The 23,299-nt window shown below is 70.3% G+C and carries 20 protein-coding genes; 9 read left to right on the top strand and 11 right to left on the bottom strand.

What is annotated here, in order from left to right; genetic code table 11:
- Nucleotides 1-97: 97 nt before the first annotated feature.
- Nucleotides 98-1,633 carry a diaminobutyrate--2-oxoglutarate transaminase family protein gene (locus ACFVYR_RS19510; RefSeq protein WP_384257387.1) on the bottom strand — a complete coding sequence of 512 codons (1,536 nt, stop codon included), beginning with the start codon at nt 1,631-1,633 and terminating at the stop codon, nt 98-100.
- A gap of 573 nt (nt 1,634-2,206) precedes the next feature.
- Here ACFVYR_RS19510 and ACFVYR_RS19505 point away from each other — a divergent pair.
- Together ACFVYR_RS19505 and ACFVYR_RS19500 are read left to right on the top strand one after the other, a co-directional pair.
- Nucleotides 2,207-3,439: a trypsin-like serine peptidase gene (locus ACFVYR_RS19505; protein WP_384257376.1), complete on the top strand. Its 1,233-nt coding sequence runs from the start codon at nt 2,207-2,209 to the stop codon at nt 3,437-3,439.
- A gap of 193 nt (nt 3,440-3,632) precedes the next feature.
- Nucleotides 3,633-4,844: a trypsin-like serine peptidase gene (locus ACFVYR_RS19500; protein ID WP_389612133.1), complete on the top strand. Its 1,212-nt coding sequence runs from the start codon at nt 3,633-3,635 to the stop codon at nt 4,842-4,844.
- A 95-nt stretch (nt 4,845-4,939) separates the two neighbouring features.
- Here ACFVYR_RS19500 and hflX read toward each other — a convergent pair whose 3' ends face one another.
- The 6 genes from hflX to miaA form a co-directional block, all read right to left on the bottom strand.
- Complete coding sequence (gene hflX, locus ACFVYR_RS19495) at nt 4,940-6,430, bottom strand: GTPase HflX (RefSeq protein ID WP_384260845.1); 1,491 nt, start codon at nt 6,428-6,430, stop codon at nt 4,940-4,942.
- A gap of 196 nt (nt 6,431-6,626) precedes the next feature.
- A complete protein-coding gene (locus ACFVYR_RS19490; RefSeq protein ID WP_384260847.1) occupies nt 6,627-8,132 on the bottom strand; it encodes a M1 family metallopeptidase in 1,506 nt (501 codons plus the stop codon).
- 127 nt (nt 8,133-8,259) lie between these two features.
- On the bottom strand, nt 8,260-10,407 hold the full coding sequence (locus ACFVYR_RS19485) for a RelA/SpoT family protein (protein ID WP_384260848.1): 2,148 nt from the start codon (nt 10,405-10,407) through the stop codon (nt 8,260-8,262).
- A 142-nt stretch (nt 10,408-10,549) separates the two neighbouring features.
- Nucleotides 10,550-11,428 carry a diaminopimelate epimerase gene (gene dapF, locus ACFVYR_RS19480; protein ID WP_384260850.1) on the bottom strand — a complete coding sequence of 293 codons (879 nt, stop codon included), beginning with the start codon at nt 11,426-11,428 and terminating at the stop codon, nt 10,550-10,552.
- A 79-nt stretch (nt 11,429-11,507) separates the two neighbouring features.
- Nucleotides 11,508-11,969 carry a hypothetical protein gene (locus tag ACFVYR_RS19475; RefSeq protein WP_384260948.1) on the bottom strand — a complete coding sequence of 154 codons (462 nt, stop codon included), beginning with the start codon at nt 11,967-11,969 and terminating at the stop codon, nt 11,508-11,510.
- Nucleotides 11,970-12,075: 106 nt separating this feature from the next.
- Nucleotides 12,076-13,014, bottom strand: coding sequence for a tRNA (adenosine(37)-N6)-dimethylallyltransferase MiaA (miaA, locus tag ACFVYR_RS19470; protein ID WP_384260852.1), 939 nt, complete (start codon nt 13,012-13,014; stop codon nt 12,076-12,078).
- Nucleotides 13,015-13,196: 182 nt separating this feature from the next.
- Here miaA and ACFVYR_RS19465 point away from each other — a divergent pair, with 182 nt between their 5' ends.
- Together ACFVYR_RS19465 and ACFVYR_RS19460 are read left to right on the top strand one after the other, a co-directional pair.
- Nucleotides 13,197-13,487, top strand: a complete 291-nt coding sequence (locus ACFVYR_RS19465; RefSeq protein ID WP_384260855.1) for a hypothetical protein — start codon at nt 13,197-13,199, stop codon at nt 13,485-13,487.
- A 25-nt stretch (nt 13,488-13,512) separates the two neighbouring features.
- A complete protein-coding gene (locus ACFVYR_RS19460) occupies nt 13,513-13,788 on the top strand; it encodes an antitoxin (protein ID WP_384260857.1) in 276 nt (91 codons plus the stop codon).
- A gap of 99 nt (nt 13,789-13,887) precedes the next feature.
- On the opposite strand, the gene ACFVYR_RS19455 is transcribed toward ACFVYR_RS19460, so the two are convergent.
- Together ACFVYR_RS19455 and miaB are read right to left on the bottom strand one after the other, a co-directional pair.
- Nucleotides 13,888-14,634, bottom strand: coding sequence for a class III extradiol dioxygenase subunit B-like domain-containing protein (locus ACFVYR_RS19455; RefSeq protein WP_384260860.1), 747 nt, complete (start codon nt 14,632-14,634; stop codon nt 13,888-13,890).
- Between the two features lie 125 nt (nt 14,635-14,759).
- Nucleotides 14,760-16,250 carry a tRNA (N6-isopentenyl adenosine(37)-C2)-methylthiotransferase MiaB gene (miaB, locus tag ACFVYR_RS19450; protein ID WP_384260862.1) on the bottom strand — a complete coding sequence of 497 codons (1,491 nt, stop codon included), beginning with the start codon at nt 16,248-16,250 and terminating at the stop codon, nt 14,760-14,762.
- Between the two features lie 139 nt (nt 16,251-16,389).
- Here miaB and ACFVYR_RS19445 point away from each other — a divergent pair, with 139 nt between their 5' ends.
- The gene (locus ACFVYR_RS19445) at nt 16,390-17,385 is read left to right on the top strand and encodes a TAXI family TRAP transporter solute-binding subunit (protein WP_384260865.1); all 996 of its coding nucleotides are present in this window, start codon (nt 16,390-16,392) and stop codon (nt 17,383-17,385) included.
- A gap of 12 nt (nt 17,386-17,397) precedes the next feature.
- On the opposite strand, the gene ACFVYR_RS19440 is transcribed toward ACFVYR_RS19445, so the two are convergent.
- Together ACFVYR_RS19440 and ACFVYR_RS19435 are read right to left on the bottom strand one after the other, a co-directional pair.
- Entirely contained in the window at nt 17,398-18,813 is a 1,416-nt protein-coding gene (locus ACFVYR_RS19440; RefSeq protein WP_384260868.1) for a sensor histidine kinase, read from the bottom strand.
- 15 nt (nt 18,814-18,828) lie between these two features.
- Complete coding sequence (locus ACFVYR_RS19435; protein ID WP_384260871.1) at nt 18,829-19,518, bottom strand: response regulator transcription factor; 690 nt, start codon at nt 19,516-19,518, stop codon at nt 18,829-18,831.
- A 286-nt stretch (nt 19,519-19,804) separates the two neighbouring features.
- Here ACFVYR_RS19435 and ACFVYR_RS19430 point away from each other — a divergent pair, with 286 nt between their 5' ends.
- From ACFVYR_RS19430 to ACFVYR_RS19415, 4 genes are all read left to right on the top strand, one after another.
- Entirely contained in the window at nt 19,805-20,584 is a 780-nt protein-coding gene (locus ACFVYR_RS19430) for an amino acid ABC transporter ATP-binding protein (protein WP_384260874.1), read from the top strand.
- Nucleotides 20,585-20,630: 46 nt separating this feature from the next.
- Entirely contained in the window at nt 20,631-21,551 is a 921-nt protein-coding gene (locus ACFVYR_RS19425) for a glutamate ABC transporter substrate-binding protein (RefSeq protein ID WP_384260877.1), read from the top strand.
- A gap of 119 nt (nt 21,552-21,670) precedes the next feature.
- Nucleotides 21,671-22,318: an amino acid ABC transporter permease gene (locus ACFVYR_RS19420; protein ID WP_384260879.1), complete on the top strand. Its 648-nt coding sequence runs from the start codon at nt 21,671-21,673 to the stop codon at nt 22,316-22,318.
- A complete protein-coding gene (locus ACFVYR_RS19415; protein WP_384260881.1) occupies nt 22,315-23,271 on the top strand; it encodes an amino acid ABC transporter permease in 957 nt (318 codons plus the stop codon). The genes ACFVYR_RS19420 and ACFVYR_RS19415 overlap by 4 nt, the downstream gene beginning before the upstream one ends.
- Nucleotides 23,272-23,299: the final 28 nt, after the last annotated feature.

Raw genomic sequence — 23,299 nt, 5'->3', positions numbered from 1 at the left:
GGGCTTCCTTGCGAGATTGTCCGGGGCTCCGTGTGCGACAGGTCCGGTGCGCGCTCGGCGATGCGTGTCCGCAGGGAGCGGCCGGGGTCCGTCTTGGTCATCCGTGGTGGGTACGCGCTGCGGTCGTCAGAGCGTCGGCCAGGCGGTCGAGGATCGCGGCGGCCTGTTCGTCGGTGATGGTCAGTGGAGGGAGGAGCCGTACGACGCTGGAGTGGCGGCCGCCGAGTTCGACGATCAGACCCCGGTGCAGGCATTCGCGCTGGACTGCCGCGGCGAGTCCGGGTGCCGGTGGGTGGGGTGGGGTGGTGGCATGGAGTTCGGCCGAGGAGGTGCTGGGCCGGTCGGGCGCGGTTCCCGTGGAGGCGCCGGCAGGCAGGGCCTCCACGGACTCGCAAAGGGGGGAGGGCTGTGGTGGCGGGACCAGGCCCGACTTCGCCGAGGCCCGCTCCCCCCTCGCGATCTGCTCCCCCCTCGCGATCTGCTCCACCCCCGAGATCTGCTCCACCCCCGAGACCTGCTCCGTCTCCGAACCCGGATCCACCAGTTCCACTCCGATCATCAGGCCTCGGCCGCGGACCTCGCCGATGCAGGGGTGATCGGCGGCCAGGGAGCGCAGTTGGGCGAGCATGCGGGCGCCGAGGGTGGCGGCGCGTTCGGCGAGGCCGTTCTCACGGACGTAGGCGAGGGTCGCCGCGCCTGCGGCCATGGCGAGTTGGTTGCCGCGGAAGGTGCCCGCGTGCGCGCCGGGCGGCCAGACGTCGAGGTCGTCGCGGTAGACCACGACGGCCAGGGGGAGGCTGCCGCCGATCGCTTTCGAGAGCACCATCACGTCCGGGACGACGCCGCTGTGCTCGACAGCCCAGAAGGCGCCGGTGCGGCCGACGCCCGTCTGGACCTCGTCCGCGATGAGCGGGATGCCGCGCGCGGCGGTGATCTCCCGCATCCTGCGGAGCCAGGCGTCGGGTGCCGGGAGGACCCCGCCCTCGCCCTGCACCGGTTCGAGGATCATGCCGGCCGGTGTCGGTACGCCCGACTTGGTGTCATCGAGGAGGTTTTGGGCCCATCGGGCGGACAGTTCCGCGCCGCGCTCGCCGCCGACGCCGAAGGGGCAGCGGTAGTCCTGCGGGTAGGGCAGGCGCGCGACGCGTACGTCCCGTGCGCCGCCGGACACTTCGAGCGCCCCGGCCGTCATCCCGTGGTAGGCGCCGGTGAAGGCGAGCATGCCGTCGCGGCCGGTGGCCGCCCGGACCAGTTTCAGCGCTGCCTCCACCGCGTCCGTGCCCGCGGGGCCGCAGAACTGGATGCGTGCGCGGTCCGCCAGGCCGTGCGGCAAGGTCTGGAACAGCTCGGTGGTGAAGGCGTCCTTGACGGGCGTCGCCAGATCGAGGACGTGCAGCGGCGCCCCGGAGTCGAGGACCTTCCTGATCGCCTCAAGCACCACGGGGTGGTTGTGGCCGAGGGCCAGGGTTCCCGCTCCCGAGAGGCAGTCGAGGTAGCGACTCCCGTCGGCGCCTTCGATCGTCAGGCCGCGGGCCCGGACCGGCACGATCGGCAGGGCTCGCGCATAGGTGCGTGCCGCGGATTCACGTGCCGATTGGCGGCGCAGGATCCCCTCATGGGCGGTGGAGTACACCGCGGGATCCGCCGAGTGGTGCGTCGCACGGTTGGTCGCGGCCTCCCGCTCCGTCCCCGGCGGGGTCGTCGGTCCGGGCTCCGGTGCCGATTGTCCACGGGGCTGCGGGGCGGACTGCGGTGCGGGGTGAGGGGCGGGCTGCGTCACGGAACGTTCTGCGGACACTGCCGCGGGCGCAGGCTCGGTCACGGCCACGACTGTGGGTCCTCCCGCTGTGGACGAGCGCGTCCGTCCGGTGCGGCTCCGGAGAGCTCCATGTGGGCGGTAGCGCGGGCGAGTTGGGCAGGGGTATGAACGCAGGCGGCGACTCCCCCGTAGGTACCAACGACGAGGAACGCGCGGAATCACGGGTCAATGGAAGATCCTTGCCGTGACGGAACCGTTGCCCTTCCGTCGGCCGTCCCCAACGGCACCGGCATAGTGTGGGGGCCGTTCATCAGCGACAGGCGCACCGCTCCCCCGAGCAAATCGGAGCAAATCCAGCGAAGGGGTGCCGCACCGGTGGCAACGGGTGTTCCGCACCCGGATGTCCAGCACTTTGGAACGATTTCGAGGCCCAGGGGGATTCTCACCATGCGACCCATACGTCCGTCCTTCACCGTTCGCAGTAGGAGGAGCGCGCGCACCAGAACGTCCCCCGTGGCAGCCGTCGTCGCGCTCGGAGCCGTGCTGGCGCTGACCGCCACGGCCTGTGGGCCCAACGAGGACAACGCCGGCGGCGACTCGTCCTCGTCGCAGGCCGGCGACAGCAACGGCGACGACAACCTCAAGATCCCGGACGGCCTCAAGGACAAGCTCAAGGAGCACGGGTTCGACCTGGACAAGTGGAAGAACGGCGCCTGGAAGAACTGGAACAAGGACGACTGGCTGCGCGAGGCGGGCGACTTCGTCAACCCGATCATCGAGGACCTGTGGGACCCGGACCGGATGCGGGACGCGGACAAGAACCCCGACCGGAGCGTCGACGACAATGACATCTCCGGTGACCAGGGCATCACCGACCCGACCCCCGAGCCCGTCGAGGCCGCGGCCGTGAAGACGCCGTACCACGACCAGGCCCCGGCCTCCGGCAAGCTGTTCTTCGACAGCCCCAAGGGTTCGATGGTCTGCTCCGCGACCGTGGTGAAGGACCCGGCTCACCCCGGCAAGTCCAACATGGTGTGGACCGCCGGCCACTGCGTGCACGACGGCAAGAACGGCGGCTGGTACCGCAACATGGTCTTCGTCCCGTCGTACAACGACAGCGGTAAGTCGGCCGCGGAGCTGCGGAACGCCCCCAAGGAAGAGGTCGCTCCGTACGGCGTCTGGTGGGGCGACTGGGCACAGACCTCCGACCAGTGGATCGAGCAGGGCGGTCCGACGGGCGGCAAGGGCGCGCCGTACGACTTCGCGGTCATGCATGTGAAGCCCGAGAAGGGCAGCGAGGGCAAGTCGCTCGAGGAGACCGTCGGTTCGGCGCTTCCGGTGGACTTCAACGCCCCGGCCGTGCCGCAGCTCAGGAGCATGACGGCGACCGGCTACCCGGCCGCTCCGCCCTTCGACGGGCAGAAGCTGTTCCAGTGCGCGGACAAGCCGGGCCGGCTCTCGATGAGCAAGCCGGACCCGACGATGTACCGCATCGGCTGCACCATGACCGGCGGTTCGTCCGGTGGCGGCTGGGTCGCCCAGGGGCAGGACGGCAAGCCCGCCCTGGTCTCGAACACCTCCATCGGCCCCGTGACGGCCGGGTGGCTGGCCGGCCCGCGCTTCGGCAAGGAGGCCAAGGGCATCTACAACGCGGTCAGCAAGAAGTTCGCCGGGCAGTAAAGACGCCGGCTCGGTAGGCGCTACGGCGGCGGGGTGCGGGAAACCTTCACCACCCCGCCGCCGTTCGTCCCCGAGCGCACAGGCATAGTTGGGTGTCGCTTCGACGCGGGGGCCTGCACAGTTCTCCGCGTCCATGCATGACAAGTACATGGCAAATGTGGCACTTACACGTTCCAACGGGGGTAGCAGCACCATGCGTTCCACTCGTGCGCCGTTCGCGCGCAGCCGCGGTCGGCGGGTCGCACTCGCCGCCACCGGGCTCGCGGCGACCTTGGCGCTCACCGCCACGGCCTGTGGCCCGAGCGACGACAAGGCGAGCGACAAGCCGGACGGCACCACGTCCCAGGGTTCCGACGGCGCCGGCTCCGGTTCCGACTCCAAGCTGCCCGGCGCCCTCGCCGACAAGCTCAAGGAGCGGGGCATCGACCTGGACGACTGGAAGGACGGCGCCTGGAAGCGCTGGAAGAAGGAGGACTGGCTGCGCGAGGCCAAGGACTTCGCCAACCCGGTCATCGAGGGGCTCTGGAAGCCCGAGCGGATGAAGAAGGCCAAGGACCCGAACAAGACGATCGCCGCGAAGGACGCCGCCGCCGACCAGGGCGCGACCGACCCGGAGCCGGCGCCGGTCCAGGCCAAGCCCGAGAAGTCGCCGTACCACGAGAACGCCGCCCCCGTCGGCAAGATCTTCTTCGACGCCCCCAAGGGGTCGATGGTCTGCTCCGGCACCGTCGTGAAGGACCCGCGCAACCCGGGCAAGTCCAACCTCGTCTGGACCGCGGGCCACTGCGTGCACGCCGGCAAGGACGGCGGCTGGTACCGCAACATCGCGTTCGTGCCGTCCTACAACGACCTGGGCAAGTCCGAGGCCGCCCTGCGCAACGCGGCCCCGCAGGAGATCGCTCCCTACGGCCAGTACTGGGCGGACTGGGTCTCGACCTCCAACGAGTGGATCAACGGCGGCGGTCCGACGGGCGGCTCGGGGGCGACCTACGACTACGCCGTCCTGCACGTGAAGCCGGAGCAGGGCGGCAAGTCCCTGGAGGAGACCGTCGGCAACGCGCTCGACGTCGACTTCTCGGCCCCGTCCACGCGGAGCGTGAGCTCGATGGGCGCGTGGGGCTACCCCGCCGCCCCGCCGTACGACGGCCTGATCATGCACCGGTGCGTCGACAAGCCGGGTCGCCTCTCGCTGTCGCCGTCCCTGCCGACGATGTACCGCATCGGCTGCACCATGACCGGTGGCTCCTCCGGCGGTGGCTGGTTCCGCGTGGTGGGCGGCAAGACGAAGCTCGTGTCGAACACCTCGATCGGCCCGGCCGAGAACACCTGGCTGGCCGGACCCCAGCTGGGCCGGGGTGCCCAGCAGGTCTACGACATGATGAGCAAGAAGTACGGCTCGCAGTAGCCGCCGAGCCCCGGATGACACGGCGAAGGCCCGCCCCTGCAAGAGGGGCGGGCCTTCGCCGTGTGCTGAGTGAACTACGGGTGAGGCTTCCGGGCTCAGTGCCTGGCCGGCACGTACGGAGCGAGTTCCGCCGCGAGCTCCTCGTGCACCTGCGCCTTGAGCAGGGTGCCCTCGGCGGTGTGCTCCTCGGAGAGCACCTCGCCCTCGGCGTGTGCCCGCGAGACGAGCTGGCCGTGCGTGTACGGAACGAGGGCCTCGATCTCGACCTCGGGGCGCGGCAGTTCCGTGTCGATGAGCCTGAGCAGCTCGTCGATCCCGGCACCGCTTCGCGCGGAGACCGCGATCGCGTGCTTCTCGTTGCGCAGGAGGCGCTGGAGGACCAGCGGGTCCGCCGCGTCCGCCTTGTTGATCACCACGATCTCGGGCACATCGGTGGCGCCCACATCGCGGATCACCTCGCGCACGGCGGCGAGCTGCTCCTCCGGCACCGGGTGCGAGCCGTCCACCACATGCAGGATCAGGTCGGAGTCGCCGACCTCTTCCATCGTGGAGCGGAACGCCTCGACGAGGTGATGCGGCAGGTGCCGGACGAAACCGACGGTGTCGGCCAGGGTGTAGACCCGGCCGCTCGGCGTCTCGGCCCGGCGCACGGTCGGGTCGAGGGTGGCGAACAGCGCGTTCTCCACCAGGACGCCCGCGCCCGTGAGGCGGTTGAGGAGCGAGGACTTGCCCGCGTTCGTGTACCCGGCGATCGCGACCGAAGGCACCTTGTTGCGCCGGCGCTCCTGCCGCTTGATGTCGCGGCCCGTCTTCATCTCCGCGATCTCCCGGCGCATCTTCGCCATCTTCTCGCGGATCCGTCGCCGGTCCGTCTCGATCTTGGTCTCACCGGGACCGCGGGTGGCCATGCCACCACCGCCGCCGCCACCCATCTGACGGGAGAGCGACTGGCCCCAGCCACGGAGCCTCGGCAGCATGTACTGCATCTGCGCGAGGGCTACCTGCGCCTTGCCCTCTCGGGACTTGGCGTGCTGGGCGAAGATGTCGAGGATCAGGGCGGTCCTGTCGACCACCTTGACCTTGACGACGTCTTCGAGGTGGATCAGCTGCCCCGGGCTCAGCTCACCGTCGCAGACGACCGTGTCCGCGCCCGTTTCGAGCACGATGTCGCGCAGCTCCATGGCCTTGCCGGAGCCGATGTACGTCGCCGGGTCGGGCTTGTCGCGGCGCTGGACGAGGCCGTCGAGCACGAGCGCGCCCGCCGTCTCGGCGAGAGCCGCCAGCTCGGCGAGGGAGTTCTCCGCATCCTGGACCGTTCCCGAAGTCCACACGCCGACGAGCACCACACGCTCCAGGCGGAGCTGTCGGTACTCGACTTCGGTGACGTCCTCGAGCTCGGTGGAGAGGCCCGCGACGCGGCGCAGGGCCGCGCGCTCGGAGCGGTCGAACTGGTCGCCGTCCCGGTCTCCGTCGATCTCGTGGCTCCAGGCGACGTCCTCTTCCATCAGGGCATCGGCCCGAAGACCTTCGGGGTAGTTCTGCGCGAAGCTCTGTGCGTCCTGGGAAGGGGAAGAAGAGGAGGTCATTGGGTCCTAACGTCGATACGTCGATGGAATGTGCGGCGGATGCGGGATCCGTCACTGTCGACAACGCCCGGGCTGGTCCGGAGATTCCCGGCACCGGCCGGATCCGGCCCTGAGAAGTCCCCGAGGGGAAATCCCGGACGGACCGCGCCGCCGACCTGAAGATGGTTGCACGGCACGGTCCGTCTCGTCACCCGGATTATTTCGCGGTCTTCCCGGGTTTCGTGGACTTCCAGTCCGGATGCCCGGGCATCGGCGGCGTCTTCTTCCCGTACAGCCAGGCGTCGAAGAACCCGCCCAGGTCACGCCCGGCAGTCAGGGAGGCGAGCCGCACGAAGTCGGCGGTGGCGACGTTGCCGTCGCGGTGGAGGCGGATCCACTGCCGCTCCACGCGCTCGAAGGCGGCCTTTCCGATCTCCTGGCGCAGGGCGTAGAGCACCAGCGCGCTGCCGTCGTAGACGACGGGACGGAAGATGCTGATCTTCTTTCCGGGCGCCGGCGCCTTCGGCCTGGCCGGCGGCCCGCCGGCCGCACGCCAGATGTCCGACTGGGTGTAGGCGGCCCGCATCCGGTCCGTCAGGGGCTTCTTCGCCTTCTCCTGCGCGAAGAGGGCCTCGTACCAGGTGGCATGGCCTTCGTTGAGCCAGAGGTCCGACCAGCTACGGGGGCTGACGCTGTCACCGAACCACTGGTGTGCGAGCTCGTGCACCATGATCGCCTCGACGTACCACGCCGGGATCTCGGGGCGGGTGAAGATCTCTCTCTCGAAGAGAGAGAGCGTCTGCGTCTCCAGCTCGAAGCCGGTCTGCGCGTGGGCGATCAGGACGCCGTAGACCTCGAAGGGGTAACGGCCGACCTTCTTCTCCATCCAGTCGATCTGGCCGGGCGTCTTCTTCAGCCAGGGTTCCAGGACCTTGCGGTCCTTGGTGGGCACCACATCTCGTACCGGGAGGCCGTTCGGCCCTTCTCGGCGCACCACGGTGGAACGGCCGATCGACACCTGGGCCAGTTCGGTCGCCATCGGGTGGTGGGTGCGGTACACCCTGGTGGTGGCTGCGGCGCCGTGTCGGCTCTCGGACTCCGGGAGGCCGTTGGCGACGGCGGTCAGCCCCTGGGGTGCGGTGATCCGGAAGGTGAACTCGGCCTTGTCCGCGGGGTGGTCGTTGCACGGAAAGACCAGGTGGGCGGCGTCCGCCTGGTTGGCCATGGCGAGTCCGTCACCGGTGCGCAGCCAGCCGCCCCCGCCGTTCTTCGTGGGCATGGGATCGCTGGTGTGCCGGACGGTGATCCGCAGCCGGTCGCCGGGCCCGACCGGCGCGGTCGGCGTGACGACCAGGTCCTCGCCGCTGCTTTCGAAGCGTGCGCGCTCGCCGTTCACCTCGACGGAACGCACCGTGCCGTGCGCGAAGTCGAGATTCACGTGCTCCAGGAGGGCGGTCGCCTGTGCGTCGATCTTGGTGACGGCGTTCAGCGGCTTGCTGTTGTCACCTCCGTAGGTGAAGGCGATGTCGTACGACATCACGTCGTACCCGGGGTTGCCCAGGTGCGGGAAGAGCGGGTCGCCGATGCCGAGCGGGGCGACCGGTGACGGTGCGCTCGCCGCGATGAGGGCGGCGGAGGCGGTCGCCGCGATCAGTGCGGCGGCGATGCGGGGGGTGCGGAGGGCCTTCGGCCGGGAGGCCGCGGTCCGAGGGGTGAGCAGCATGAACTACCGCTATCAGCGTGTGCCCTCCCGCACGTGCCGACGCGCGCCGGGCCACTCGAACGAGTCGCCGTCGGGCGTGACTTGGCCGAGCGGAGTCACGCGTACGAAGTGGGCCGGTGCGCCCTCGTCAGTGCGCGGCGGCCGCCGGATGCTGGGCGCGGTTCACGTCGTACACCCCGGGCACCGCGCGCATCGCCCGCATCAGCCCTGGCAGGTGCGCCGCGTCCGGGAGTTGCAGCGTGTACGTATGGCGCACTCGCTGTTGGCTCGGCGGCTCCACGGTGGCCGAGATGATCGCCACCCCTTCGAGGGCGATCGCTTCGGTGAGGTCGGCGAGCAGATGGGCCCGGCCGAACGATTCAGCGATCAAGGTGACCCGGCACTCGGCGGTGTCCCCCCAGTGCACGCCGACCTCGGGGCGCCCGACCTCCTTCATCCGCGCCACGGCGGGACAGCCGACCCGGTGGACGGTCACGACACCGCCGCGCACGGCGAAAGCGGTGACGTCGTCGGGCGGCACCGGCGTACAGCACCCCGCGAGGCGGACGCTCGCACCCTCGCGGTCCACGACGGCGTTCGCCGCGGCGGGCCGTGCCGCTGCGGAGGGTTCCGGTTTCGGTACGGGCGCCGATGCCTGCTGGGGCGGGCGCTGTGCGGCCGGCGTCGGCACGGGCGCCGCGGGCGCCGGGTGGGTGGTGAGCCAGCGCCGGATGGCGATGCGCGCGGCGGGCGTGCGGGCGTGGTCCAGCCACTCGCGCGAGGGGCCGGAGGTCAGGTCCTGGCCCATGAGCAACTGGACCGTGTCACCGTCCCGCAGGACCGTGCTGAGCGTCGCGAGGCGGCCGTTGACGCGTGCTCCGATGCAGGCGTGCGCGTCCTCGCCGTACTGGGCGTAGGCGGCGTCCACGCAGCTGGCGCCCGCCGGCAGGCCGAGCGTGCCGCCGTCGGGCCGGAAGACGGCGATCTCGCGGTCCTGGGCGAGGTCCTCCCGCAGCGTCGACCAGAACGTGTCCGGGTCCGGGGCGGCCTGCTGCCAGTCGAGGAGCCGGGAGAGCCAGCCGGGCCTCGTCGGGTCCACCCGCTCGTCGTCGGCGCCGTCGGACGGCTCCTCCGAAGGAGGAGCGTAGGGGTTGCGCAGTGCGACCACGCCCGCCTCGGCGACCTGGTGCATCTGATGCGTGCGGATGAGTACTTCGGCGACTTCGCCGTCGGAGCGGGTCACGGCCGTGTGGAGCGACTGGTAGAGGTTGAACTTCGGTACGGCGATGAAGTCCTTGAACTCCGAGACGACCGGAGTGAAGCAGGTGTGCAGTTCCCCGAGGACTCCGTAGCAGTCCGCGTCCTCGTTGACGAGCACGAGGAGCCGGCCGAAGTCGGACGCGCGGAGTTCGCCGCGCTTGCGGTGCACGCGGTGGACGGAGACGTAGTGCCGCGGCCTGATGAGGACCTCGCCGGCGATGCCCGCGTCCCGCAGCACGCCGCGTACATCGTCCGCGATGGCGCCCAGCGGGTCGTCCGCGCTCTCCGCGTTGGCGGCGACCATGGCCTTGACCCGGGCGCACTCCTCCGGATGGAGGATCGCGAAGACGAGATCCTCCAGTTCGGTCTTGAGCGCCTGCACACCGAGGCGCTCGGCGAGCGGAATGAGCACGTCCCGGGTCACCTTGGCGATGCGGGCCTGTTTCTCGGGCCGCATGACACCGAGAGTGCGCATGTTGTGCAACCGGTCGGCAAGCTTGATCGACATGACGCGTACGTCGTTGCCGGTGGCGACGAGCATCTTGCGGAAGGTCTCGGGCTCGGCCGCCGCTCCGTAGTCGACCTTCTCCAGCTTGGTGACGCCGTCGACCAGATAGCAGACGTCGTCGCCGAACTCGGCCCGCACCTGGTCGAGGGTCACGTCCGTGTCCTCGACGGTGTCGTGGAGCAGGGACGCGGTCAGGGTCGTGGTCTCGGCACCGAGCTGGGCGAGGATCAGGGTCACCGCGAGCGGGTGCGTGATGTACGGCTCACCGCTTTTGCGCATCTGACCGCGGTGGGAGGACTCGGCCAGTACGTACGCGCGGCGCAGCGGCTCCAGGTCGGCGTCCTGGTAGTGCGCCCTGTGGGCCTCGGCGACGTGGCCGATCGCGTCCGGGAGCCGGTCCCGGGTGCCGGATCCGAGCAGGGCCGCACGGCCGAGCCTGCGCAGATCGAGGCGGGCGCGGCCGCGCCTGCGCTGGACCCCGGGCGTCGCGGGGCCGGGCGTGGCTGGGTTCGTGGCCTCCGCACTCATGGGCACCTCCGGCTGCTTCGACCGGCGGTGAGCGGACGACGGCATACTCCGTCCGGGCCGGTGCTTGATGCTACCGAGCCCATCACGCGGCGCTGACCGCCTCTCGCCGAGCGTGAAACGGATCACCCATTCGAGCGACAGTTCATGGGAGTACCGTTTCGAGCCATTCGGACGCGATCTCGCCCTCGGCGACGATCACCGCGCCGCCCGTCATCTCGATCTCGCCGTCGGGCCGCTCGGTGATCGTCAGGCGTCCGCCGGGCAGGTCGACGGCGTAGGTGACGGGGGCCCCGGTCACGGCCGGGTCCACGCCGTCCCTGCGGGCCGCCGCCACGGCGACGGCGCACGCGCCCGTGCCGCAGGAGCGGGTCTCGCCCGCGCCGCGCTCGTGCACGCGCATGGCGACGTGGTGGGGGCCGCGGGGGACGACGAATTCGACGTTCACCCCGTGCGGGTAGGCGGCGGCCGGGCTGAAGGGCGGCGGGTCGTAGAGGCTGCCGGCTTCGGAGAGGTCGTCCACGAAGGCGACCGCGTGCGGATTGCCCATGCTGACGTTGCGCGCGGGCCATCGGCGGTCGCCGACCGAGACGGTGACGTCGCCCTCAAGGAGCAGCGCCTTGCCCATCCCCACGGTGATCTCGCCGCCGGACTCGGCCTTGGCGATGTGCACGGTCTTCACGCCGCCCCGGGTGGCCACCGCCAGGTCGCCCTCGTCGACATGCCCCGCACGCTGCAGGTAGCGGGCGAAGACGCGCACGCCGTTGCCGCACATCTCCGCGAGCGATCCGTCGCCGTTGCGGTAGTCCATGAACCACTCGGCCCGCTCCGCCAGATGGCGCGCCTCGGGGTGGGCGGCGGAGCGTACGACATGGAGGAGGCCGTCGCCACCGATGCCCGCGCGGCGGTCGCACAGAGCGGCCACGGCGGCCGGAGGCAGCTCGATGGCGTTGTCGGGGTCGGGGATGATCACGAAGTCGTTCTCGGTCCCGTGCCCCTTGAGGAAGGCGATCCGCGTGCTCATTCCTCGATCGTACGGGGTGGGTACGACACTCGGTTCACGGAGTGCGGCCGGGAAGGCGGGCCGCAGAGGTTTTCCGACCTCAGCGGAGTCTGGCCACCCGCCACACGGCGAGGACCACGGCGCCCAGGAACGTCAGGGCGTACGCGGAGACGACCCGCCAGTCCGGGCGGCGACCGGAGCCGCGCTCGGGCAGCCCCGGCCAGGTGTGCCCCACGCGGCGGGCGGCCATCATGCCCCAGCCTGCGGCGCAGCAGCTGATCAGCAGACCGAGCATGGCGACCACCGCGCCGCCGTCGCCGAATTCGAAGGCGAGCGGGAAGGCGAACATCAGCGAACCGACCGCGGCCAGGATCACGATGGGCGCGAGCTGCCAGATGCGCAGGCGGCGCTGTGGGCGCAGCTCGACCTCGACCTCGGCCTGCGCCGTCATCCCGTCCGCGCCGGGACCGTCGTCGCTCACACTGCCCGGGGTCTCGTCGGGACCGTCGGGACTCAGTTGCTCTTCGCCGCCATGTGCGGTGTCACGAGGGCCGGCCTCCATCGCCACGCGCCCTCCACTTCGGACTCCACCGGTCGATCGATGGTCGATGATGGCACGGCGTCAGGCACCGGGATGACCGCCGGAGCGTCCCGATGCCATCACGTGATCAGGCTGTGACCGGTCGTTCGACCAACGCCAGTGCGCGTGCCCGGAGTTCCCCTCGGTCGGCCTCGGCACCACTGAGCCAGCTCACCCGCGGATCGCGGCGGAACCACGAGTCCTGACGGCGCGCGAAGCGCTTGGTGGCGCGTACGGTCTCGGCACGCGCCTCGTCCTGTGTGCACTCCCCCGCGAGCGCCGCGAGCACCTGCTGGTAGCCGAGCGCGCGTGAAGCCGTGCGCCCTTCGCGCAGCCCCTGCGCCTCCAGTGCACACACCTCGTCGACCAGGCCCCCCTCCCACATGCGGTCCACGCGCGTGGCGATGCGTTCGTCGAGTTCGGGACGTGCCACGTCGACGCCGATCTGGAGGGTGTCGTACACCGAGTCGTGGCCGGGGAGGTTGGCGGTGAAGGGCTTGCCGGTGATCTCGATGACCTCCAGGGCGCGGACGATCCGGCGGCCGTTGCTGGGCAGGATCGCCTGCGCCGCTCCTGGGTCGGCGGCGGCCAGGCGGGCGTGCAGCGCACCGGATCCGCGCAGCGCGAGCTCCTCCTCCAGGCGGGCGCGGACGGCCGGGTCGGTGCCGGGGAACTCCAGGCGGTCCACGGCCCCCCGGACGTACAGTCCGGAGCCGCCGACCAGGATCGGCCAGCGCCCCTCGGCGAGGAGGCGGTCGATCTCGGCGCGGGCCAGTTTCTGGTACTCGGCGACGCTGGCCGCCTCCGTGACGTCCCAGATGTCGAGGAGGTGGTGCGGGACGCCGCCACGCTCCTCGGGCGTCAGTTTGGCGGTACCGATGTCCATCCCCCGGTACAGCTGCATGGAGTCGGCGTTGACGATTTCGCCGCCGAGGGACTGGGCGAGGAAAACGCCCAGATCGGACTTTCCTGCCGCGGTCGGACCGACGACGGCGATGACCCGCGGGGCGGGGGCTGCACTACTCACCGCCCCAGTCTCGCAAACGCGGGGCTCTCTTCCCGAACGAGCTACGTGACGGCACGGCTCCGGGGTCGTTGCCTGTTGCGAGGTTCCGGCCGCCGGTTTCGAGGACCGATCACCGGTGCGCCGCAATGAGACGCACCGGGCGGGGCGGGATTTCGCCCACACGAGTAACGTATGGAGTAGATATGGGCGTTTTTGCACGGTTCCGTCGGAAGGCCAAGGACGGCGAAGAAGCGTCAACGACCGAGGCAGCTGCCGCCGCGCTGACGGCCGAGCCCGAGGAGGCCGAGGGCCTTCCCGAGGCCGGCACCGATGCGAAGCCCGCTGCCGAGGCCGGCACGGACGCCGAGGGTGCCGCCGAGGAGAAGTCCGCGGAGCCCGCTGACGCGGCCGCCGCGGAGGGCGTGGAGATCCCGAAGCAGCAGTCCGCCGAGGCCGCCGCCGACAGCGAGGCCGGTGAGGGCGCCCGGAAGTAGCTCCCCAGCGAGGGAAGGTGTACCCATGGGCTTCCTGGACCAACTGAAAGCCAAGCTCGCCCCTGCCAAGGACAAGGTCTCGGACCTCGCGCAGCAGCACGGGGACAAGATCGACCAGGGCCTGGAGAAGGCCGCGAAGGTCGTCGACGAGAAGACCAAGGGCAAGTACAGCGACAAGATCCAGGCGGGCACGGGAAAGGCGAAGGACGCGGTCGACCGCCTCGCAGGGGCGGACGAGGGCAAGAACCCGGGCGGCAGCGCCACCCCTCCGTCGCCCCCACCACCCCCTCCGGCTTCCTGAACCACAGCGGCGGACGGCCGCGGAGCACACCGCTTCGCGGCCGCCACCGTCCGTCCCGGCCGGTTCGCCGGAAGTGGCCGGTCCGCCCGGCGTCCCGGGCTACGACCAGGCGGCCACCACATAGCCCACGCCGTACGGCGCGTCCTCGTAGAGAAGCTCGCCGCTCAGCGACGCGCCCTCCGCCGCGCCTGCCAGCACCTGCCACGGGGCGCGGCCCGCCGCCTTCAGTTCGTACGCGAGGCCCGCGTCCAGCGCCTTCAGCGCCGCCACATCGGCTGCGCCGAGGGCACGTCCGACCTCCGCGTCGAAGTCGGCCGCCCGCTCGTCCAGGTACCCCGGGGCCTTGAGCGTGCGGCACGCGCTGGAGTCGCCCATCACCAGCAGTGCCACGCGGTCCGCGCGTGCCCCGATCTCCCCTCCGACTTGAATACACCGCTCGGCGGGAAGTGGTTCCCCCACTCCGAGACCTTCCACCGGGGCGGTCGACCACCGCGTCTGCCCGAGCAGCCATCCGGCCACCGCGAGGGACGGCGGCAGCGGACGCTGAGGGGCGGCGTCCGGCGCCGTGCCGGGCCGGGAGGTCTCCCGCGCCGGCCCGGGACCAAGGTGTACGTCGAGGTCCACCCCGAAGCCGCGGAAGGATCCGCGTGCGCCCTGGGGGTGCGGCCCGCGGCCGCTCTGCTCGGCGGGGCCGACCACGACGAGGCGGTCGGGCCGTGCGGCGGCGAGCACCCCGATGGCGTCCGAGCAGGCCGCGCGCGCGGCGTCCAGTTCAGGACCGGCGCCCGCGGCGACCTCGGGGACGAGCAGCGGCGGACAGGGGCAGACGGCAGCGGCGACAAGCATGATCCGCAGCGTAACGCGCCCCTGTCGGCCGATCGTTTCCGATCCCCGCCCCGGTGAGCATCGATTCCGGATCCCGCCCCGGTGCGGGCCTTGCGCCCGCCCCCGTGGTCCCACCGGCTGTGCGGTCAGTCGCAGCCGCAGCCGCTGCCCGCTGCCGCGGGGAGCGGCTCCGGGGCGCCGATCTTCGGCAGGCCCAGCATCACGCCCGCGGGCTTCGCGGCCGCCTCGGTGTTCCGTTTCTCCCAGGCGTCACCCGCGCGCGTGGGGCGCACGTTCAGTACGGCGCCCTCGGCCAGCAGGTGGTGCGGCGCGGCGTAGGTGATCTCCACGGTCACGACGTCACCGGGTCGCACCTCGGTGTCCGGCTTGGTGAAGTGGACCAGTCGGTTGTCGGGGGCGCGGCCGGAGAGGCGGTGCGTGGCGCCGTCCTTGCGGCCCTCGCCCTCGGCCACCATCAGGTCCAGGGTGCGGCCGACCTGCTTCTTGTTCTCCTCCCATGAGATCTCCTCCTGGAGGGCCACCAGCCGCTCGTACCGCGACTGGACGACCTCCTTGGGGATCTGCCCCTCCATGGTCGCCGCGGGCGTCCCGGGGCGCTTGGAGTACTGGAAGGTGAAGGCGCTCCCGAAGCGGGCCTCGCGGACCACGTGCATCGTCTGCTCGAAGTCCTCCTCGGTCTCGCCGGGGAAGCCCACGATGATGTCGGTGGAGATCGCCGCGTCGGGCATGGCCGCGCGGACCTTCTCGATGATCCCCAGGAAGCGGTCCTGCCGGTACGAGCGGCGCATCGCCTTGAGGATCGTGTCCGAGCCGGACTGCAGCGGCATGTGGAGCTGCGGCATCACGTTCGGCGTCTCGGCCATGGCGGCGATCACGTCGTCGGTGAAGTCGCGCGGGTGCGGGGAGGTGAAGCGGACACGCTCCAGGCCCTCGATCTTTCCGCAGGCGCGCAGCAGCTTGCTGAAGGCCTCGCGGTCGCCGATGTCCGAGCCGTACGCGTTCACGTTCTGTCCGAGGAGCGTGATCTCGCTGACGCCCTCGCCGACCAGCGCCTCGATCTCCGCGAGGATGTCGCCGGTCCTGCGGTCCTTCTCCTTGCCGCGCAGCGCGGGCACGATGCAGAAGGTGCACGTGTTGTTGCAGCCGACCGAGATGGAGACCCAGGCCGCGTACGCGCTCTCGCGACGGGTCGGCAGCGTCGAGGGGAAGGCCTCGAGGGACTCGGCGATCTCGACCTGTGCCTCTTCCTGGACGCGGGCGCGCTCCAGGAGGACGGGCAGCTTGCCGATGTTGTGCGTGCCGAAGACGACGTCCACCCAGGGCGCCCTCTTGACGATGGTGTCGCGGTCCTTCTGGGCCAGACAGCCGCCGACGGCGATCTGCATCCCCGGACGCTTGGTCTTCATCGGCGCCAGGCGCCCGAGATTGCCGTACAGACGGTTGTCGGCGTTCTCGCGCACGGCGCACGTGTTGAAGACGACGACGTCGGCATCGCCGTCCGCCCCTTCGGGCGCACGCTCGTAACCGGCGTCCTCCAGCAGGCCGGAGAGCCGCTCGGAGTCATGGACGTTCATCTGGCACCCGTAGGTGCGCACCTCGTAAGTCTTCGCGCTCATCTCGCCCCCCAGGGTACGGGGTCGCCACGCGCGCGTGGCCGCGGATGGCGACCGGGGCAGCAGGCGAGCGGGGCCCGGGGCGGCACAGTGTGGTCTCACCCCTGGTCAGCACGGTGAACGGGCTGGCAGGATCGCGCGCATGCTCAAGGCACTCCCCCACATCGGCAGGCGCCGCGCCCTCCAGGGTTCGGCCGCGGCGCTCGTGGTGTTCGGCCTGCTGCTGTGGTGGCTGCTGCCCGTGGGAGAGGACTCCCCGAGCGGGCGGATGACGTTCAGTACGGGCGTCGAGAAGGGTGTGTACGAGCGGTACGGCAAGCTCCTGCGGACGGAGATCTCGCGGGACATGCCGAAGGTCGACGTCGAGCTCCTCAACAGCGAGGGCTCGCAGCAGAACGTCGCGCGGGTGGCCACAGGGAAGTCCGACTTCACCATCGCGGCCGCCGACGCCGTGGAGACGTACCGCCTCGACGGCGCACCCGGCTGGTACCGCCTGCGTGGCTGTACGCGGCTGTACGACGACTACGTCCAGCTCGTGGTGCCCCGGTCCTCGGACATCGACACCGTCGAAGAGCTGCGGAACAAGCGCGTGGCGGTGGGGCAGGAACATTCGGGGGTGCGGCTGATAGCCGACCGGGTGCTCAGCGCCGCGGGCCTCGATCCGGTCGCGGACGTGAAGCCGGTGGCCGCCGGGATCGACACCATGCCCGGGCTCCTGAAGAGCGGCTCCATCGATGCCTTCTTCTGGTCGGGCGGGCTCCCGACCACTTCGGTGCGGGAGCTCTCCGAAGAGATGGACATCAAGCTCGTGAAGCTCGGATACCTGGTCGACGCGTTGCACAAGCAGGGTGGTGGTTCGCGCTACTACCGGGCCGCGACGATGCCGGCCGACGCCTATCCCCTGGCCCAGCGGGGCTCCGCCGTACCGACGCTCGCCGTGGCGAACCTCCTGGTCACCACGGACCGGGCCGATCCCGAGCTGACCGAGAGGCTGACCCGCACCGTCATCGACAGCCGCGACCACATCGGTGATCAGGTGCACGCGGCCCAGCTGGTGGATCTGCGCACCGCCCTGTTCACCGACCCGCTCCCGCTGCACGACGGCGCGCGCCGCTACTACCGCTCGGTGAAGCCCTGAACCGCTGCCGTCTCACACCGGCGCCGAGGGCCCGCTGCGCGGGACGCTGACCGTCACCTTCAGGCCGTGCGGTTCATGACGGGCGTATGCGATGGAGCCGCCGCCCGCCGCGAGCAGGGCCCGCGAGATGGACAGACCGAGCCCCGAGCCCTGCACGTTCTGATGCCGGTTGCTGCGCCAGAAGCGGTCGCCGACGCGCGCGAGCTCGTCCTCGGTGAGGCCGGGGCCGCCGTCGGTGACCACCACGGTCGTCGTCGCGTCACTGGAGGAGACCGCGACATGGACGAGCCCGGCCTCGGGCGTGAACTTCAAGGCGTTGTCGATCACCGCGTCCAGTGCGCTGGAGAGGGCGATCGGGTCGGCCCAGCCGGTGGTGGCGGGGCAGTCGCCGGTCAGCCGCACGCCTCGCTCGTCGGCGAGCGGCCGCCAGGAGGCAACGCGCTCGGCGGCCAGTTCGCCGATGTCGGTGAGGCTCAGGTCGGCCGCGGCGTGCTCGGCGAGGGCGAGGTCGAGCAGGTCGTCGAGCACCTGGGCAAGGCGCTTGCCCTCCGTGCGGACCGAGGCGATCTCTTCGTTGCCCTCGGGCAGTTCGAGGGCGAGGAGCTCGATGCGCAGCAGCAGGGCCGAGAGGGGGTTGCGCAGTTGGTGGGAGGCGTCGGCGACGAAGGCACGCTGCTGCTCGAGGACGTCCTCGACGTGGTCGGCCATCTCGTTGAACGACCGGGCCAGGCGTCTGAGTTCCGGCGGCCCGCCCGCCGCCGCGACACGGGACTTGAGGCGCCCGGTCGCTATGTCGTGCGTGGTCGCGTCCAGGACGCGCACCGGGCGCAGCACCCAGCCGGTGAGCCGCAGGGCCGCGCCGACCGCCAGGAGCATGGCCGCCGCCTCTCCCGCGCCGATGAGCAGCCAGCCGTGCAGTGTCGCCGAACGCATGCGCCCGGTCGGTGAGTCCGTGACGACGACGGCGATGACGTCGCCGTCCTTGATCACCGGGGACGCGACGGCGAGCCGCCCGCGCTGCCACGGCCACACCTGCTCGGGATCGTGGCTGCCGCGCGAGCGGAGCGCCTCCTCGAAGGCGCCTCGCACGTCCCCGCGCCGTGGCAGGAACCAGTTGCTCGGAGCGTTGGCCATGGGCCCGCCGTCGCGGTAGAAGACACCCGCGCGGATGCCGTAGACGTCGAAGTAGTCGTCGAGTTCCTTCTGGAGCGTCTCGCGGCGCTCGTCGCTGCTGCCCTCCACCCGTGAGCCCGCGGGACGTTTGGTGACGAACTGCGCGAGCGAGGCGAAGCGCGCCGTGTCGTCGATCCGGTCGACGACCACCTTCTGCTGCTGGGCCGCCGCGACGCTGACGGCGAGCGGGAAGCCGAGCGCGAGCAGGACGCCCGCCATCAGGATGATCAGCAGCGGGAGGAGGCGGGAGCGCACCTGTCCTCGCCCGGGCTAAGCGGCCGGGGCGACGAGGCGGTAGCCGACGCCGCGCACGGTCTCGATCAGGGCCGGCATGTGCAGTTTGGAACGCAGGGACGCCACGTGCACTTCGAGCGTGCGGCCGGTCCCTTCCCAACTGGTGCGCCACACTTCGCTGATGATCTGTTCCCGGCGGAACACCACTCCGGGGCGCTGGGCAAGGAGGGCGAGCAGGTCGAACTCCTTGCGGGTCAGCTGGACGACCGCGCCGTCCACGCTGACCTGCCGGGTGGGCAGTTCGATGTGCACGGAACCGAGCCGGAGTCTGCTGTCGCCGGGCGTCACCGCGTCGCCCGGCGCGGGCCGCCGGATGACGGCGTGGATGCGGGCGATGAGCTCCCCGGTGTCGTACGGCTTCACTACGTAGTCGTCGGCTCCGAGGTTGAGGCCGTGGATGCGGGAGCGTACGTCCGCGCGCGCCGTCACCATGATCACCGGCGTCGAGCCGCGCTTGCGGATCTTGCCGCACACCTCGTAACCGTCCTGGTCGGGCAGGCCCAGGTCGAGAAGCACCACTCCGAAGGGGGCCGATTCGGCGGGCAGCAGCGCCTGCAGCGCCTCCGCGCCGCTGCGGGCGTGCACGACGTCGAAACCGTGCCGGGCCAGGACCGCGGACAGGGCGGCGGCCACGTGATCGTCGTCCTCTACAAGAAGCAGTCTCATACGGGCCCCCTCCAGTTCATCGGTCGTTGTGCTGTGGCCGGTAATGGTGGTCGCGTACTCGCGCGGCGCACCAAGGCATCCACGCCGATGGATAAGGACCGCGTCAAGAGGGTTCAGGGCGTCGGCACGTTCCGTTACCCACCCGGTACGCACATCGTGGACCCTCTTCACACGGTGTGTCCGGTTGCGGCCGGATCGTTATGCTCAATTTCCCCTCAGATGTAATGACGCTGGTCGCACTGGGTTATTACTGTCCTCCCAACCGAGGAGGATGGAGCAACAAGCCGTGACCGAAGTATCGGTGACCAAGGACGCCATACCGTCTGGGGCCGACGACCTGGTCGTGCTGAAGAACGTCAACAAGCACTTCGGCGCTCTGCACGTCCTCCAGGACATCGACCTGACCATCGCCCGCGGCGAGGTCGTCGTCGTGATCGGCCCCTCCGGGTCCGGCAAGTCGACCCTGTGCCGCACCATCAACCGCCTGGAGACGGTCGACTCGGGAGACATCTCGATCGACGGCAAGCCGCTGCCCCAGGAGGGCAAGGAGCTGGCCCGCCTCCGCGCCGACGTGGGCATGGTCTTCCAGTCCTTCAACCTTTTCGCGCACAAGACCGTGCTCGAGAACGTGACGTTGGGCCAGACCAAGGTGCGCAAAACCGGCAAGGCGGAGGCGGAGACGAAGGCGCGCGCCCTGCTCGACCGCGTGGGCGTCGCCTCCCAGGCCGACAAGTACCCCGCACAGCTCTCCGGCGGTCAGCAGCAACGCGTCGCCATCGCGCGGGCGTTGGCGATGGACCCCAAGGTGATGCTCTTCGACGAGCCCACATCGGCGCTCGACCCGGAGATGATCAATGAGGTCCTCGAGGTGATGCAGCAGCTCGCCCGGGACGGGATGACGATGATCGTCGTCACCCACGAGATGGGCTTCGCCCGCTCCGCGGCCAACCGCGTCGTCTTCATGTCGGACGGGCGGATCGTCGAAGAGGCCGTGCCGGACCAGTTCTTCAGCAACCCGCGCAGCGACCGGGCCAAGGACTTCCTCTCGAAGATCCTTAAGCACTGAGGCTTCCACGCCGTCTCAACTCCAGTCGAAACAGAGGATGTTCACGATGAAGTTCCGCAAGTCCGCCGCCGCAGCCGCCGTTGTCGCCGCTCTCGCCCTGACCGCCACCGCCTGTGGTGGCGAGGAGGGGACGGCCGGTGACAAGCCGAAGGACCCGGCCGGCGGGAAGAACGCGCCCAAGCTGCCCACGTACACCGTGAAGTCCGGCGTCAAGGTCGACTCCGACGTCCTGAAGAAGGCCCAGAAGGCCGGCAAGATCGTCATCGGCGCCAAGGACGACCAGCCGTACCTGGGCTTCAAGGACAGCGCGGGCAAGCGCTCCGGCTTCGACATCGAGATCGCCAAGATGGTCGCGGCCGACCTCGGGTTCAAGCCCGAGCAGATCGAGTTCAAGACGATCGACTCCGGTGTCCGTGAGACCACCATCTCCAAGGGCGACGTCGACCTCTACGTAGGCACGTACACGATCAACGACGAGCGCAAGAAGCAGGTCGGCTTCGCCGGGCCCTACTTCATGGCCGGCGCCGACCTCCTCGTCCGCCACGACGAGAAGTCCATCACGGGACCGGACTCCGTGAAGGGCAAGAAGGTCTGCTCCATCGTCGGCTCGACTCCCCTCCAAGAGATCAAGAAGCCGAAGTACGGCGCCAAGACCGTCGAGCTGGCCAAGTACTCCGAGTGCGTGCAGCAGCTCATCAACAAGGAGGTCGACGCCGTCACCACCGACGACGCCATCCTCAAGGGCTACGCGGCACAGCAGCCGAAGGCGCTGAAGGTGGTCGGCAAGCCGTTCACCAAGGAGCCCTACGGCATCGGCATGAACAAGAACGACAAGGCCCTGCGGAACGCGGTCGCGGACGCCGTCGAGGCGCACCAGAAGAACGGCGACTACAAGAAGGCGTACGACGCGACGCTCGGCCTGTCGGGCTCCAAGTTCACCGAGCCGCCGGCCCTCGAGCGCTACTGACCCGCTGCTCGCCCGCTCCACTCCCCGGCAGTGAGCTGACCGGCCCCCCGTAGGCACCCAGGCGGTGCCTGCGGGGCCGGCTCCCCTGCCCGACCACTGCCGCCCACGAGGACATCCCCGTGAATGTACTGCTCGACCATATGGCGGAATTCCGCGAGGGATTCATAGGCACGATCTGGCTGACCGTGGCCAGTGGCGTGCTCGCGCTGCTCCTCGGCGTCGCGCTCGCCGGCTTCCGTGTCTCGCCCGTGCCGCCGCTGCGGTTCTTCGGCGCCGCTTGGGTCACCCTGTTCCGGAACACCCCGCTGACGCTGCTCTTCCTCACCATCTGGTTCGCGGTGCCGCAGGTCTTCGACTTCGGCTTCGACCCGTGGACCAAGGCGCTGATGGTGCTCAGCATCTACACCTCGTCGTTCGTCTGCGAGGCTGTCCGGTCCGGCATCAACACCGTCCCCCTCGGTCAGGCGGAGGCCGCCCGTTCACTGGGGATGACGTTCTTCCAGACGCTCGGGACGATCATCCTGCCCCAGGCGGTGCGCACCGTACTTCCGCCGCTGAGCAGCATCTTCATCGCGCTGACGAAGAACTCCGCCATCGCGGGCGCGTTCAGCGTCACGGAACTCTTCGGCTGGCAGAAGACCCTCAGCGACCAGGGCTTCGCCATCGCCTGGCTGTTCCTCTGGGTGGCGCTCGGCTACCTCATCATCACATTCACCATCAGTGGCCTGTTCCGGCTGCTCGAACGGAGCCTGGAGGTCGCACGATGAGCTCCAGCGTCCTGTACGACGCCCCGGGCCCCAAGGCCCGGATGCGCAACCGCATCTACTCCGTCATCGGCACGGCGGCCATCATCGGCCTCGCCGTCGTCGTGATCATGCGTCTCTCCGACCGCGGCCACTTCGACTCCGCGGTCTGGAAGACCTTCAACTACTCCAACGTGCGGACGATCATCCGCGACGGCATCGTCACCACGCTGAAGGTCTTCGCCCTCGCCGGGGTGCTTTCCCTGGTGCTCGGCGCGCTGCTCGCGGTCGCCCGTGCCTCGGACCACCGTCCGGTGCGCTGGCTGGCCACCGGTTTCATCGAACTGTTCCGCGCCATCCCGCTGCTGATCACGATCTACGCCCTGTGGGTGCTCTTCCTGACCTACAAGAGCGACCTCGGCTCCGTCGGCGCCAACAACGGCTTCTGGGCCCTGGTCATCGGTCTGGCCGTCTACAACGGCGCGGTGCAGGCAGAGGTGCTGCGGGCCGGATTCAACGCCGTGCCACGCGGTCAGGTGGAGGCGGCTTATGCGCTGGGGCTGCGCAAGTCCCAGGTCATGACGATGCTCCTGCTGCCGCAGGCGGTCAGGTCCATGCTGCCCACGATCATCAGCCAGCTGGTGGTCACGCTGAAGGACACGTCGCTCGGATACATCATCACGTACGCGGAGCTGCTGTACGCGGCGCGGCAACTGGCCAACACCACGCTCGTCAACGGCCAGTACATCTACGTTCCGGTGATCATGGTCGTCGGCACGATCTACGTGGCGATGTGCATGGCGCTCTCCGGGCTCGCCACCTGGGTCGAGAAGCGCGGGCGCCGCGCGAAGACGGGCATCGTCGTGGCGGCGGCCGCCGAACCGGCCGAGGCACCCGGCGTTCTCGACCCGACCGAGCCGCTCGACGGACCCGGCGGCCCTGACGGCCCCGACGCGCCGCCCGCCAAGGTGAAGTAGCGGCGCGCCGGGCCGGAACCGGGTCCAC

The organism is Streptomyces sp. NPDC058284, assembly GCF_042881135.1.
Lineage (GTDB): Bacteria > Actinomycetota > Actinomycetes > Streptomycetales > Streptomycetaceae > Streptomyces.
Note: the sequence above shows the minus strand (reverse complement) of the source record. Positions and strands in the feature narration are given on the sequence as shown.

Bases quoted from the DNA above. Each gene is read 5' to 3' on its own strand.
- ACFVYR_RS19500 (WP_389612133.1), top strand. From the start codon at position 3,633: ATGCGTTCCACTCGTGCGCCGTTCGCGCGCAGCCGCGGTCGGCGGGTC.
- ACFVYR_RS19485 (WP_384260848.1), bottom strand. From the start codon at position 10,407: ATGAGTGCGGAGGCCACGAACCCAGCCACGCCCGGCCCCGCGACGCCC.
- ACFVYR_RS19490 (WP_384260847.1), bottom strand. From the start codon at position 8,132: ATGCTGCTCACCCCTCGGACCGCGGCCTCCCGGCCGAAGGCCCTCCGC.
- ACFVYR_RS19475 (WP_384260948.1), bottom strand. From the start codon at position 11,969: ATGGAGGCCGGCCCTCGTGACACCGCACATGGCGGCGAAGAGCAACTG.
- ACFVYR_RS19460 (WP_384260857.1), top strand. From the start codon at position 13,513: ATGGGCTTCCTGGACCAACTGAAAGCCAAGCTCGCCCCTGCCAAGGAC.
- miaB (WP_384260862.1), bottom strand. From the start codon at position 16,250: ATGAGCGCGAAGACTTACGAGGTGCGCACCTACGGGTGCCAGATGAAC.
- ACFVYR_RS19415 (WP_384260881.1), top strand. From the start codon at position 22,315: ATGAGCTCCAGCGTCCTGTACGACGCCCCGGGCCCCAAGGCCCGGATG.
- dapF (WP_384260850.1), bottom strand. From the start codon at position 11,428: ATGAGCACGCGGATCGCCTTCCTCAAGGGGCACGGGACCGAGAACGAC.
- ACFVYR_RS19505 (WP_384257376.1), top strand. From the start codon at position 2,207: ATGCGACCCATACGTCCGTCCTTCACCGTTCGCAGTAGGAGGAGCGCG.
- ACFVYR_RS19435 (WP_384260871.1), bottom strand. From the start codon at position 19,518: ATGAGACTGCTTCTTGTAGAGGACGACGATCACGTGGCCGCCGCCCTG.
- ACFVYR_RS19455 (WP_384260860.1), bottom strand. From the start codon at position 14,634: ATGCTTGTCGCCGCTGCCGTCTGCCCCTGTCCGCCGCTGCTCGTCCCC.
- ACFVYR_RS19425 (WP_384260877.1), top strand. From the start codon at position 20,631: ATGAAGTTCCGCAAGTCCGCCGCCGCAGCCGCCGTTGTCGCCGCTCTC.
- ACFVYR_RS19445 (WP_384260865.1), top strand. From the start codon at position 16,390: ATGCTCAAGGCACTCCCCCACATCGGCAGGCGCCGCGCCCTCCAGGGT.
- ACFVYR_RS19465 (WP_384260855.1), top strand. From the start codon at position 13,197: ATGGGCGTTTTTGCACGGTTCCGTCGGAAGGCCAAGGACGGCGAAGAA.
- hflX (WP_384260845.1), bottom strand. From the start codon at position 6,430: ATGACCTCCTCTTCTTCCCCTTCCCAGGACGCACAGAGCTTCGCGCAG.